Annotated in this window: 15 protein-coding genes; 8 read left to right on the forward strand and 7 right to left on the reverse strand. The window is 39.6% G+C overall.

The genetic code is table 11. The features are described from left to right. Positions 1-60 precede the first annotated feature (60 nt). The 3 genes from E0D95_RS03430 to nfsB all read left to right on the forward strand — a co-directional run bounded on the left by E0D95_RS03430 (position 61) and on the right by nfsB (position 2,157). Positions 61-570, forward strand: a complete 510-nt coding sequence (locus tag E0D95_RS03430; protein ID WP_130802564.1) for a peptidylprolyl isomerase — start codon at positions 61-63, stop codon at positions 568-570. Between the two features lie 17 nt (positions 571-587). Continuing rightward, complete coding sequence (locus E0D95_RS03435; protein WP_130802565.1) at positions 588-1,307, forward strand: UDP-2,3-diacylglucosamine diphosphatase; 720 nt, start codon at positions 588-590, stop codon at positions 1,305-1,307. A gap of 196 nt (positions 1,308-1,503) precedes the next feature. Beyond that, on the forward strand, positions 1,504-2,157 hold the full coding sequence (gene nfsB, locus E0D95_RS03440; protein ID WP_130802566.1) for an oxygen-insensitive NAD(P)H nitroreductase: 654 nt from the start codon (positions 1,504-1,506) through the stop codon (positions 2,155-2,157). 92 nt (positions 2,158-2,249) lie between these two features. On the opposite strand, the gene E0D95_RS03445 is transcribed toward nfsB, so the two are convergent. From E0D95_RS03445 to E0D95_RS03460, 4 genes are all read right to left on the reverse strand, one after another. Continuing rightward, positions 2,250-3,104 (reverse strand): EamA family transporter, encoded by an 855-nt coding sequence (locus E0D95_RS03445; RefSeq protein WP_130802567.1) that lies wholly within the window; start codon positions 3,102-3,104, stop codon positions 2,250-2,252. Between the two features lie 87 nt (positions 3,105-3,191). Continuing rightward, positions 3,192-4,229, reverse strand: coding sequence for a class II fructose-bisphosphate aldolase (gene fba, locus E0D95_RS03450; RefSeq protein ID WP_130802568.1), 1,038 nt, complete (start codon positions 4,227-4,229; stop codon positions 3,192-3,194). A 148-nt stretch (positions 4,230-4,377) separates the two neighbouring features. After that, a complete protein-coding gene (locus E0D95_RS03455) occupies positions 4,378-4,650 on the reverse strand; it encodes a hypothetical protein (RefSeq protein ID WP_130802569.1) in 273 nt (90 codons plus the stop codon). A 135-nt stretch (positions 4,651-4,785) separates the two neighbouring features. Beyond that, entirely contained in the window at positions 4,786-5,973 is a 1,188-nt protein-coding gene (locus E0D95_RS03460; protein WP_130802570.1) for a phosphoglycerate kinase, read from the reverse strand. A 138-nt stretch (positions 5,974-6,111) separates the two neighbouring features. Between E0D95_RS03460 and E0D95_RS03465 the strand changes: the two genes are divergently transcribed. The 5 genes from E0D95_RS03465 (at position 6,112) to E0D95_RS03485 (ending at position 10,767) form a co-directional block, all read left to right on the forward strand. After that, the gene (locus tag E0D95_RS03465) at positions 6,112-6,495 is read left to right on the forward strand and encodes a DUF2237 family protein (protein ID WP_130802571.1); all 384 of its coding nucleotides are present in this window, start codon (positions 6,112-6,114) and stop codon (positions 6,493-6,495) included. Next, positions 6,492-7,088, forward strand: coding sequence for a Maf family protein (locus E0D95_RS03470; RefSeq protein ID WP_171478528.1), 597 nt, complete (start codon positions 6,492-6,494; stop codon positions 7,086-7,088). The genes E0D95_RS03465 and E0D95_RS03470 overlap by 4 nt, the downstream gene beginning before the upstream one ends. Positions 7,089-7,110: 22 nt before the next feature. Further along, positions 7,111-7,707 carry a Type 1 glutamine amidotransferase-like domain-containing protein gene (locus tag E0D95_RS03475; protein WP_130802573.1) on the forward strand — a complete coding sequence of 199 codons (597 nt, stop codon included), beginning with the start codon at positions 7,111-7,113 and terminating at the stop codon, positions 7,705-7,707. Between the two features lie 101 nt (positions 7,708-7,808). Continuing rightward, complete coding sequence (locus E0D95_RS03480) at positions 7,809-8,981, forward strand: ribosomal protein uL16 3-hydroxylase (protein ID WP_130802574.1); 1,173 nt, start codon at positions 7,809-7,811, stop codon at positions 8,979-8,981. 115 nt (positions 8,982-9,096) lie between these two features. Beyond that, positions 9,097-10,767 (forward strand): FMN-binding glutamate synthase family protein, encoded by a 1,671-nt coding sequence (locus tag E0D95_RS03485; protein ID WP_130802575.1) that lies wholly within the window; start codon positions 9,097-9,099, stop codon positions 10,765-10,767. A 185-nt stretch (positions 10,768-10,952) separates the two neighbouring features. Here E0D95_RS03485 and E0D95_RS03490 read toward each other — a convergent pair whose 3' ends face one another. The 3 genes from E0D95_RS03490 to rraA all read right to left on the reverse strand — a co-directional run bounded on the left by E0D95_RS03490 (position 10,953) and on the right by rraA (position 13,390). Next, the gene (locus E0D95_RS03490; RefSeq protein WP_130802576.1) at positions 10,953-11,894 is read right to left on the reverse strand and encodes a Dyp-type peroxidase; all 942 of its coding nucleotides are present in this window, start codon (positions 11,892-11,894) and stop codon (positions 10,953-10,955) included. Positions 11,895-12,076: 182 nt separating this feature from the next. Next, positions 12,077-12,859, reverse strand: a complete 783-nt coding sequence (locus E0D95_RS03495) for a glutathione S-transferase N-terminal domain-containing protein (RefSeq protein ID WP_130802577.1) — start codon at positions 12,857-12,859, stop codon at positions 12,077-12,079. 18 nt (positions 12,860-12,877) lie between these two features. Beyond that, positions 12,878-13,390: a ribonuclease E activity regulator RraA gene (rraA, locus tag E0D95_RS03500; protein ID WP_130802578.1), complete on the reverse strand. Its 513-nt coding sequence runs from the start codon at positions 13,388-13,390 to the stop codon at positions 12,878-12,880. Positions 13,391-13,396: the final 6 nt, after the last annotated feature.

A 13,396-nucleotide genomic window follows, 5' to 3' on the forward strand; every position in this document is an offset into this window, starting at 1 on the left:
TTATGCTTCTCTCAACCAAAAAACCCATGGCTTTCATGTCCATGATTAGGAGATTATGTAATGAGTTTTCCTCAAGTCGAATTAAACACCAACAAAGGTCGTATTGTTCTTGAGCTTAACACTGAAAAAGCGCCTAAAACAGTTGCTAACTTCTTGGAATATGTTCGTGATGGTTTCTATGATGGTGTTATTTTCCATCGTGTGATTGATGGTTTTATGATCCAAGGCGGCGGCATGGACGAAAACTTCAAAGAAAAAGCCACTCGTGATTCAATTGAAAACGAAGCAGACAATGGTCTAAGCAATGACGAAGGCACTATTGCAATGGCGCGTACTCAAGCACCGCATTCTGCATCTGCTCAATTTTTCATTAACGTAAAAAACAACTCTTTCCTGAACCATACAGGTAAAACTGCTCAAGGTTGGGGTTATGCCGTATTTGGTAAAGTTGTTGACGGTATGGATGTTGTAAGCGAAATTAAAAATGTTCGCACAGGCAACCGTGGTTATCACGCCGACGTTCCTTTAGAAAATGTTGTGATTGAATCTGCTAAAATTATTTCTGAATAATTTAAACGGAATCATTTGTGACTTATCTGTTTATCTCCGATTTACATTTGTCACCTGAACACCCTCGACTCATTCGGGGGTTTTTAGATTTATTGCAACATTATCAGCATAAAAACACTCACCTCTATATATTAGGCGATTGGTTTAACGCATGGATTGGTGACGACTATACCGCACCTTGGTTAGATGAAATTGTTGAGGCTTTAAAAAAATTTGATGCCGCAGGTAACCGCATCTATTTCCAAGTGGGAAATCGTGATTTTGCTTTAGGTCAAGATTTTTTAGAGCAGTTTCATGGAATTTTACTTCCAGAGATTTATACCATGGAAATTGCAGGTCGACATTATCGACTTGAACATGGCGATGCTTTATGTACCGACGATATTGCTTATCAACGATTTAAAAAGATTATTCGTAACCCTTATCTTGTTGCATTTTTAAAGAAAACTCCACTGAGTTTTAGACAAAAACTTGCCAATGGTTTTCGCAAAAAAAGCCGTGAAGACAAACATCAAAAATCTTATGAGATCATGGATGTGAATCATCAGGCTGTTATCAAAGCTTTAGAACATATGGATTATCTGATTCATGGACACACACATCGTCCTGCCATTCATCATGAACAAAATAAACTCAGAATTGTATTAGGTGACTGGCGCGAACAAAGCAGTGAAGCCATGATTTTAGAAGTAGATGAACACGGACAACAACAATTTATCAAATGGCAAATTGCTTAAATTGAGCCAATTGGATGAGATTTTTTTCATTCGCCCTTTTTATTTCTTCTTTAACGAGAAAAATAAAGACGTTGCAAACGCTAATAAGACAAATTTAATGAGTTCAGTTGATTTTTATTTAAAAATATTTCATCTCTTTTCAATACCCTTTATGATCATCAGCTATGTTGATAGCTTACACATCAGGTGAATGATCATGAACTTATTAGATACCGCAAAAAGTCGTTATACCACCAAAGCTTATGATCCAGCAAAAAAAATACCAAACGAACAATTTGAGCGTTTATTGGAAGTACTACGCTTAACGCCCTCTTCAGTCAACATTCAGCCTTGGCACTTTTTAATTGCTAAAAGTGATGAAGCCAAACAACGTATTGCTAAAGCCATGACTGGACGTTATGCCTACAATGCGCCAAAAGTCTTAGAGTCATCACACACGATTGTATTTTGCACTCGTATCGACGCAACGCCAGAACATCTTGAACAACTACTTGAGCAAGATGACTTAAATGGTCGTTTTAAAGATGAAAAAGCCAAACAAGGACAACGTGAAACTCGCGCAGGCTACGTCGATTTTTACCGTAATGAACAAAAAAACCTGTTTGGCTGGATGGAAAATCAAACCTTTATCGCGCTTGGTCAGTTACTCCTTGCAGCAGGATTAGAAGGCATCGATGCCACCCCTATGGGCGGTTTTGATGAAGATGTTCTAAATGAAGAATTTGCTTTAACCGAAAAAGGTTTTCGCGCCTCTGTCGTTGTTGCCTTAGGTTATCGAAGTGAAACCGATTTTAATGCTAAATTACCAAAATCACGTTTAAGTGATGACGTGATTTTTACTCAACTTTAATTTGAGTGAGTCATCATTAGACTTGGTGAAGCTTCATGATGACTCATTATTATTCAATACATGCACAATTAATTTAAATATTTTGTCAGCTTTTACATGGCTTGTGCCAAACACATAACACCTGCCACACCTAATACCAATCCTAGTAAGGTCATCCAGTTGGTTTTTTCTCTAAATAAAATCAATCCACTGAAAATTCCAAAGACTACAACTAAAATATTCATCCCTGCAAAAACGATTGCAGGCGAATCTTTCAGCAACATATGAGCCTTAACGTAGAGCGCAATATTCGTAAAATTTAAAACACCTAAAAGCAAACCCGCCATCATATTTTTGGTTAGCCATGCTTGTTTTAAAATAAAGCCCACATAAATAAATGAAAAAATAAATGACGCGATAAAGATCAAATTCAGAGTAACTGAAAACTGTAAACCTAAGCTACTGGTATATTTAAGTAAAATATCGACCAAAGCATAACCAAACCATACGCTGATTAAAGCCATGATTGATTTATAATATTGACTGGAATTTTGGGTTTTGCCTTTTGCCAAAACAATACTGAGAATTGCGGCTAAGCCTAAACCTATACCCACCATTTTAAGCGTATTAAAATTTTCATGAAAAATAAAATATGCAGCCAATAAAGACAGGATCACAGATAAACGCTGCGCAAGTTCTGTTTTTATAATCCCTGCAAATTGAAGTGATTTTGCTAAACACAAAAAAATACTGGGTAAAATCAGACCTAATATAAGAATTAACCACCACGGCGTATGCTGTAATGACAAATGAGCAAGATCAGGTTTAAACCAGAAAAAACACAGTAAACTGGCACTGACATAATTCCAGATAATCATCTGGACCGGCTCAAAACCTTTTTCTTTTAGCCATTTCAGTAAAATTGAAACAGAGACACTACATAATGCTGCAAAGATAATGAGTTGCATATTTTTCTCGCAGTTGCTTTTGTTTTTATGGATAAAAGAAAAGCCCAATGTATGGGCTTTTCCAAAATCTTATAAATAATGGATCAATTATTTATAACGATCGACCATCACTTCTAAAGAGATTGGACGAATTTTGTCAGCATTACCCGCTGTACCAAACGCTTCATAACGGTCAATACAAATTTGCTTCATTGCATCAACGGTTTTAGCAAAGTATTTACGTGGGTCAAACTCGGCTGGATTTTCCGCCATAAAGCGACGAATTGCACCTGTAGAAGCCAAACGTAAATCGGTATCAATATTGATCTTACGCACACCATGTTTAATTGCTTCAACCAACTGATCAACAGGTACGCCGTAAGTTTCGCCAATATTACCACCGTATTCATTAATGATTTTTAACCATTCCTGAGGTACAGAGCTTGAACCATGCATCACCAGATGTGTATTTGGCAATGCTGCATGAATTTCTTTAATACGGTCGATTGCTAAAATGTCACCTGTCGGTGGACGAGTAAACTTGTACGCACCGTGTGAAGTACCCACTGCAATTGCTAGAGCATCGACATTGGTGTCTGCAACGAATTGTTGAGCTTCTTCAACTGAAGTTAAAAGCTGAGAATGATCAAGTACACCTTCTGCACCGACACCATCTTCTTCGCCAGCCAAGCCAGTTTCAAGACTACCCAAACAGCCAATTTCACCTTCTACAGATACACCACACGCATGTGCCATTTGCACCACGCGACGAGTGACATCGACGTTGTAGTCGTAATCCATTGGTGTTTTACCATCTGAACCCAATGAACCGTCCATCATCACTGAGCTAAAGCCCAACTGAATTGAACGTTGGCAAACATCTGGGCTAGTCCCATGATCTTGATGCATCACCACGGGAATATGTGGCCATTCTTCAACCGCCGCTAAAATGAGATGGCGCAAGAAAGGTGCACCTGCATATTTACGAGCACCAGCCGAAGCCTGCACAATCACAGGTGAATTGGTGGCATCTGCGGCCAACATAATTGCGCGCATTTGTTCTAAGTTGTTTACGTTAAACGCTGGTACGCCATAGTTGTGTTCTGCGGCGTGATCCAAGAGCTGGCGCAGTGAAATAAGTGCCATAATATCCTCCCAGGTAGTGCGCATATTCTACCTTGTCATTTGTTTCAAATCAGCAACAAATCACAGGATTTCAAAAAAAATCCCTGCATCAGCAGGGACTTTTAACAAAAGCCTACATAACTCACTCTATAAGCTCGAATACGTTGTCTTATTTCTGTTCAACTGCAGTAGTTTCTTGCTCAGTTGCAGGTGTTGCTGCATCAGCTGGCGCATTGGCAACAGCATCAGGAATATCGGTATTTTTTTCATCCATCACTGGCTTGTCGAGCGCATCAATTGCAGCTTGCTGTTCTGGTGTCACTTTTTCTTCAACGGGTGCAGTTTGCCCCTCATGAGAAGCGGGTGCATCATTTTTTTTAGCACAGGCAGTGAAGGTTAAAGGAATCATGACCAATGCAGCCAAAGCAAGTTTTAATTTCATCACGTTTATCCTACAGTTTTACTGGATTTAGGCTAGTTTATTTCAACTTTGTGACATTTATGTGAATCTAAAATGAAAAAATAGGCCGATATGAATCGACCTATTTCAAATATATGACAGTAAATCTACGCGTGGTTAAGCACGTTCAAGTAATACTGCAACTGCCGGCAAAGTTTTGCCTTCAACAAACTCAAGGAAAGCCCCACCACCCGTTGAGATATAACCAATTTTGTCAGCCACTTCATATTTATCAATTGCCGCTAAAGTATCACCGCCACCTGCAATAGAGAATCCTTCAGATTCAGCAATCGCCAATGACAGTGTTTTAGTGCCTTCGCCAAACTGATCCACTTCAAATACACCCACTGGACCATTCCAAAGTATCGTTTTAGCTGTTTTTAAGATCTCAGCAAACGCTTTTGCAGTTTCAGGACCAACATCTAAAATCATGTCATTGTCAGCAATATCTTCAACTTTCTTGACCAGTGCTTTTGCTGTTGCTAATGAGCCCAAGAAATCAGCAAAGTCGATTTCTGCCGCATCTGCAACTACAACATCGGTTGGAAGTGGAACAGAAACTTTCGCTGCAATTGCTTTAGCCGTATCAATTAAATCATTTTCACACAGTGATTTGCCAACATTGAAACCCGCAGCAGCCAAGAATGTATTCGCAATCCCACCACCGACGATCAATTGACCGCAAATATCAGAAAGCGAAGTTAAAACATCCAGTTTCGTTGAAACCTTGGAACCTGCAACAATCGCGACCATTGGTTTTTCAGGAGTTTTTAGTGCACGACCTAAAGCATCTAACTCAGCCGCAAGCAATGGCCCTGCTGCTGCAACTTTGGCATAACGTGCTGCACCTTCAGTAGAGGCTTCTGCACGGTGTGCTGTACCAAATGCATCCATCACGAAAACATCGCAAAGTGCGGCATATTTTTGTGCCAATTCAGCGTTATTTTTCTTTTCGCCGTGATTAAAACGTACATTTTCAAGTAAAACTACTTGACCCGCTTCAACTTCAACACCATCCAGATAGTCTGTATATAGTTTTACTTCTTGACCCAATGCTTTGCTTAAGTAAGCTGCGACAGGTGCAAGTGATTGTTCTGGTTTTGGTTCACCTTCTACCGGACGACCTAAGTGAGAGAACACCATGACCGCAGCACCTTTTTCCAAAGCCGCCTGAATCGTCGGTAATGCAGCACGTAAACGTGCATCACTGGTTATTTCCCCATTTTTGACAGGCACGTTTAAATCTTCACGAATAAGGACACGTTTGCCTGCTAAATCTAGGTCAGTCATGCGCTGAAAATTCATGTATTGCTCTCTTTATTGATTTTAAAAACGCACCAATTTTAAATGATTACACTAAAAAAAGTTAGTTTTTTTGCAGAAAAGCTGTAGAAAGATAAACTTTTGATTATGATAGTTTCAGCAGTTTTACGATTAAGGCCTATGTCTATTCATCCCGATCCAAAAATTAATCGCCTGAACGTGTTGGGCGAGCCACTTGCAAGCTGTTGTTTTGATCCGATTACAGGTTATTTTCGTAATGGATTTTGCCATACCGCAGTGAATGATCTTGGTCAACATACAGTATGCGCTGAAATGACTTCGGAATTTTTAAGTTATTCACAAAAAGTCGGTAACGATCTGACGACACCACTTCCAGAAGTCGGCTTTCCCGGCGTGAAACCGGGTGATTATTGGTGTATTTGTGTGACGCGCTGGGTTGAAGCCTATCAGGCAGGTTTTGCACCGCCCATTAAGTTACAGGCATGCCATCAATCTGTTTTAAGCTATGTGCCTTTGGATGTCTTAATGGAATATGCCGTTTGATGAATCATTCTGAGATTATTTTGGCATCTAGCAGCCAAACACGTAAAGCATTGATGGATCGCTTAGGTCTGGCTTATCGTTGTATTTCCCCAGATATTGACGAATCGCCCAAAGCTGAAACCCATGCAGATGACCTCGCGCATCGTCTGTCTTTTGAAAAAGCTAAAGTGATTGCAGAACAGTATCCAGATGCAATTGTGATTGGCTCTGATCAAGTCGCTTGGCGACTCAATACACCGCATGATTTTATTGGTAAGCCATTAACCACTGAAAACGCCATCACACAATTGATGCAAAATTCAGCTCAAACACTATATTTTAGTACGGGGCTGAGTATTCAACATATGCAAAGTGGTTTTGAGCGCACCTTGGTTGAACATTATCAGGTTAAATTTCGCGAGCTATCTCTTGATGAAATTCAGCGTTATGTTGCCAAAGAACAGCCTCTACAATGTGCTGGAAGTTTTCGCTGCGAAGGGTTGGGCATTAGTTTATTCGAATCGATGTCTGGAAATGATCAGACCACACTGATGGGACTTCCTTTAATTCAGTTATGTTATGCTTTAAGGCAATTAAATATTGTGATTCCATAACATTAACTCACTGGAATGAATCATGAAAAAAATATTGTTAACCGCATCGTTTGCTGATGTTTCATCACACTTAGATCATTTTTTAAATGAATCATTTCATGATAAAGCAGTTGCGTTTATTCCCACTGCATCTTTAGTTGAAGACTATCGTGGCTACGTAGACAATGACAGGCTTGCATTTGAACAATTAGGTTTATCTATTAATGAGTTAGACGTTAGTACTTTAACTTTTCAATCAATTGCAACAATATTATCGAAAAGTGATTACTTATTTATCTCAGGTGGTAATACGTTTTATTTATTGCAAGAACTTAAACGTACAGGAACTGATCAGCTGATTTCTGAGTGGATTCATCAAGGTAAACCCTATATAGGAAGCTCAGCAGGCAGTATTGTTTTAGCACCCGATATTGCGTATATCCAGTTGATGGATGATGCAAAAAAAGCCCCACAGCTTGACAATACTCAAGGCTTGAATTTAATCGACTTTTATCCTTTACCTCATTTCAACAATGAGCCTTTTAGAGACATCGCTCATCAGATTTTTGCGAATTATCATTCACAATTAAACTTAAAACCAATCGACAATGATCAATTCATTCTCATAAGTGATCAATAAAGACATTAAAAATTTAATTGGTTTGCTGACTCAATCTGACATCGGCTTGTAACTTGATAACGATTATTGAACAATATGCAAAATATTATGGTTATTGTGTTATGTCTAAATCTCTTGATGTCTTAGGTGGAATTACCGCAGAGCAATTCTTAACGGAATATTGGCAGAAGAAACCGCTTCTGGTTCGGGCTGCCATGCCAGAAATTATCAATATTCTTGAACCCGACGATGTCAAAGAACTGGCTTTAGAAGAAACCGTTTCTGCACGTCTACTCAAACAAAAAGATAAAGATCCGAATCAATGGAGCGTTAAATCTTCACCCCTCACCAAAGGTGATTTCCAGAAGATGCCAAAACTCTGGACCTTACTGGTTCAGGCTGTTGATCATTATTCTCTTGATTTGGCAGAACTGTGGAAAAAGTTTCCTTTTATTCCGCAGTGGCGACGTGATGACATCATGGTGTCTTATGCACCTAAAGGTGGCTCTGTTGGTAAACATTTTGACTTTTATGATGTTTTTCTGGTGCAAGGCTATGGTCATCGCCGTTGGCAACTGGGTCAAATATGTGATGCATCCACTGAATTTGTGCCGAATCAGCCATTAAAACTTCTTCCAGAGATGGAAATTGAGTTCGATGAAGTCTTAGCGCCAGGCGATTTACTTTATGTTCCGCCGGGTTTGTCACATTACGGTGTTGCTGAAGATGATTGCCTAACCTTTTCCTTTGGCTTTCGTATGCCCAATATTGCCACCATGATGGATCGTGTTAGCGATAAATTTGCAGATAATAGTCTATTAAAAAACCCATTATTGGATATTGTTCGAGATCAAAGTTCTGCGATTGGAGAAATTACATCGAACGAACTGGCTTATCTCAAAACCAAAGTGCTTGATCAATTACAGCACTCTAGTGACTTTGAACATGCCCTCATGTCACTGATGTCTGAACCGAAATATCCGGACAATATTCCTGAAGCAGATGAACTTGAAGCAGACGACTTGATCGAGATTCTGGATACAGGATATGAATTGCGCTTAGAACCAGCATCGCGTCTGCTTTACACCGAACATGATGGTCAATTATTGTTTTGGGCCAATGGCGAAGAATGTTGTATTTCTGAAATCTTTGAAAAAATGCTGAAACAGCTTGCTGATGGTGAAAGATTGAATTTCGACCAAGCTTTTAATTCAGCAGATATCCTTGAAGATGTTGCGCAACTGCTCAATGATTCGGTTTTGATGCTACTTCCTCCTGAAGAAGAAACCGAATAAGTCATTTTTTGAGCTGGGAATTTAGAATAATTCTCAGCTCTAACAATTCACTACTTGAGCTAAAGTGGGCTTGTTGGCTAATTTAGATCACAATAAAAACAGGAATATTGTTTTAATGGCTAACATCACCCAAAGTATCCGACACAAATTTCTCAATACCTTTTTTTCGCGGCATTCCGTCTGGTTTTTGTGCATTATTATCGCAATCAGTATTACTTGGTTCCGCCTCTCTTATGCGCCTCATTATATTTATTACTTTATATCGGATACAGTCCTGAATGGACTCTGGTTAATTACAGTATTGCTCAGTCTGGTGGGGCTTTATGATGTTTTACAAAGTAAACACTCTATTCTAAGAAACTACCCAATCATGGGACATTTTCGGTTTTTCTTTGAAGATTTTCGCCCTGAAATCCGTCAGTACTTTATTGAATCTGATCAGGATGCCCTACCTTTCTCACGGATGCAGCGCAGTCTGGTCTATCAACGTGCCAAAAATGAAAATGCGGATAAACCTTTCGGTTCGCTGATTAATGTCTATCAAGATGATTATCGTTTTATGGTGCATTCGATTACACCATGCGAACCTGCCGACCCCAAAACTTTTCGGATCGAAATTGGTAATCAGCAATGCAGCCAGCCTTATAGTGCTTCGATCATGAATATTTCAGCCATGAGCTTTGGGAGTTTGAGTGCTAATGCCATTCGTGCACTGAATAAAGGCGCAAAAATGGGTCATTTTTATCATGACACGGGCGAAGGGAGTTTAAGTCCTTATCATCTGGAAAATGGCGGTGATATTGTCTGGGAAATTGCCAGTGGTTATTTTGGTTGTCGTACATTAGACGGAAAATTTGATCCTGAAAAATTTAAAAAACAAGCTGCACTTCCCCAGATCAAAATGATCGAAATCAAACTGTCTCAAGGAGCCAAACCGGGTCACGGCGGGATCTTACCGAAAAATAAAATTACCGAAGAAATTGCAGAAATTCGTGGTGTACCCCGTGACCGTGATTGTGTTTCGCCGCCTAAGCATTCTGCCTTTAACACCCCGATTGAAATGATGCATTTTATTCAGCAACTCCGTGAACTTTCAGGCGGTAAACCTGTGGGTTTTAAACTGTGTATTGGTCAACCGTGGCAATTTATGGGCATTGTTAAAGCCATGCTTGCAACCAAAATCATTCCAGATTTTATCGTTGTAGATGGCTCTGAAGGCGGTACAGGTGCGGCTCCCGTTGAATTTAGTGATTTTATTGGAACACCGCTACGCGAAGGCTTGCAATTTGTACATAACACCTTAATTGGCGCAGGTTTACGTGATCAAATTAAATTAGGAGCGAGCGGTAAAATTATCAGTGCTTTTGATATTGCCAGTACCTTTGCACTAGGTGCAGATTGGGTCAATTCTGCACGTGGATTTATGTTCGCTGTCGGGTGTATTCAAGCGCAAAGCTGCCATACCAATCAATGTCCTGTTGGGGTTGCGACGCAAGATAAAGACCGACAAAAAGCCATTGATGTCCCGACCAAAGCCGACCGAGTGTTTAATTTCCAAAAAAATACCTTACATGCGCTGTCAGAAATGATTGCAGCAGCAGGTTTACAGCATCCATCGGAAATTAAGGCGCATCATTTGGCACAACGCTTGAATGACCGTGAAATTAAAAACTATGCACAACTACACTTTTTCTTTAAAGGCGGTGAGCTTTTGAATTGCCATGAAAAAGATGAGGAAAACTTTTATTATCGGATGTGGAACATGGCCATGGCCGAACGATTTTAATGTTTAACTCATTAAATATTAGACTTCTTTCACAAGTCCCTTTTATGCCTCTCCCTATGGGAGAAAAATAAAAAGGGTTTAAACAATGATGAAAGAAGTCTATTTAATGATCCTAATTAACAACCCCAATTAAAAACCTAAGTCAATGAATCACTTGGGTTTTATTTTTCCGACCAGAAAATCACTTATTCATCACCGAGATCATCCAGAAAATCAACTGTGGGTACAAAGAATAAAGTTCCAGTCTGGGCTGTACTAAAGTCCAGTAACCGATCTAAATGACCTTCGGCATTGCCTTGGAACATATGCTCTAACATCTGACGTGTGGTACTAAACTTATTGGCATAACCAATAAAATAAGTACCATATTCACCCTTACTCGGATTTGAAAACGGCATATTGGCACGCATAATTTTTAATTCATTGCCGTCATCATCATAAGCTTTGCTGACATTATTATGTGCTGTACCGGGTTTTACATCATCTCCCAATTCAACATCATTAAATTTTTTGCGCCCAATGACTTTTTCCTGTTCTTCATCACTGAGGCTGCGCCATTTATCCATGTCATGGATATATTTTTGTACAAAAGCATAACTTCCCCCTGTAAATAGTGGGTCTTCTGTGCCAACAAGCGCATATTCAGCCGCAATCTCAGGTTCAGGATTTTCTGTACCATCGACAAAACCAATAATCGCACGACCATCAAAATAACGAAAACCGTGTACTTCATCGACAGGATGAGTTAAATCTTTCAGTTGTTCATGAATAATACTGGCAAGCTCATAACATAAAGCCTGTCGATCAGCACGAATATGAAAAAACAAATCTCCGGGCGTGGAAACAGCGGTATATTTTGGTCCTTTAATTTCTTTAAACGTGGTTAATTCGTGTGGTTTAGGCTGACCAACGAACAACATATCCCATGCATTGGAACTAAACCCCAACACTGGATTAAAATTATCATCGGGATATCGCGCTCTTAAACTACGCGTTAATGCTGAAAAATTCGCTGCAAAATCAATTACTTTTTCTTTTACACCATCTGTTAAAGAAAGCCCCAATACAATAAATAAAGCATTTTCACCGGGACGACTGGTAACAGGCTGAACTCGAGTCAATGTCATAAATCTTTGCCTTGTCTGAACATCTTATTCTGTTACTAATTTAACACATTGTATCTAAAAGTAACAAAGGCGAGTTTACATTTCCTGTTTTCAATCAACTTGTTGCATAAAATGTAGACAAAAAACGTACAATGCCTGCAACATTGTACGCTTAGTAAATATGATCACTTTATATAGGGTAATTATGGATGCGCATATTGTTTTTTGAGGTATTTTACAATTTTAGCCGATTCAAACAATTTAAGCCCAGTATTAGGATCGACTAAATAAGGAACCTGCATTCTTCCCTGCATGTCAGGCAGCATTTTTTCACGCTTTCCCCCTGCTAAGGGTACATATTTGCCCGGTTTCAAACGCAGTATGGCAGGTCCCTGATCTTGCCAGCGTTCTTTAGCGACATTGTGCAATACATAAGGGAGTTCTAACTCAGTCAAAACGCCGCGTACAAGGCGTGAATAAGGACTTGCCTCGAAACTCCATAATTCAAGTAACTGTTCTGGCGCAGCACGATGAATCACTTTTTTATTAATCCAGACACCGCGCGCCATATTCAGTAATGTTCCTGCAAATTCGGGCAAAGGCAATTTGGCATAATGACTATATTTGGCAGGCGTTTTTCCAGTTGATCCATAATATTTAAACAGATGATGAATAATTTGCTGAGACTCAAACAACTGATCTCCAGTATTTTCATCAATCAGAAAAGGAAACTGTAGTTTCCCTCCCTTCTCTTTGACAATTTGACGGTACTTCTGTCCACCTTTGGGACATGGATATATTTCAACATCAAGATTCAGTAAAGTTAATACTTCACGAACACGACGACAAAATGGTGATCCTTCAAACTCATACAATTTAAGTGGTTTTGCAGGCTGGATTGGAAATGCTGTACCACTGACACCACGCCCCGCTTCCGCAATACTTGAAGCCACTGATTGCAATACTTTTATTTGATGAATCACCATACCGCTATCCTACTGTTATTATAAATTTACGAGTTGTTCTTTCGCGACCACGATGCCGTTATTATCGGCATAAATAAAATCGCCAGACTGGAATGCCACACCACCAAAGTACAGATTTACATCCACTTCGCCTATGCCTTTACGATTACTTTTTTGTGGAATTGCAGCCAATGCATGTACACCCAGATCAAGTTCAGCAATTGCATCCACATCACGCACACAGCCATAAATCACCACACCATTCCAGTGATTTTGTACAGCCGACTCTGCAATCATATCGCCCATCAAGGCACAACGCATGGATGCACCGCCGTCTACGACCAGCACTTTGCCTGTTCCATCCGTTGCCAATAGCTCTTTAACTCGTGAATTATCTTCAAAACATTTTACAGTCACGATTTGACCGCCAAAGGTTTTACGTGCCCCATAACTTTTAAAAAAACGCCCATCCAGTGAAGGTGTCACCACCTGAATGTCTTTATCAGGGTTATCATCAAGTAAATCACAGGTTACGAAAGGCACTGTTGTCATATTTGT

The organism is Acinetobacter ihumii (assembly GCF_900625095.1).
GTDB lineage: Bacteria > Pseudomonadota > Gammaproteobacteria > Pseudomonadales > Moraxellaceae > Acinetobacter > Acinetobacter ihumii.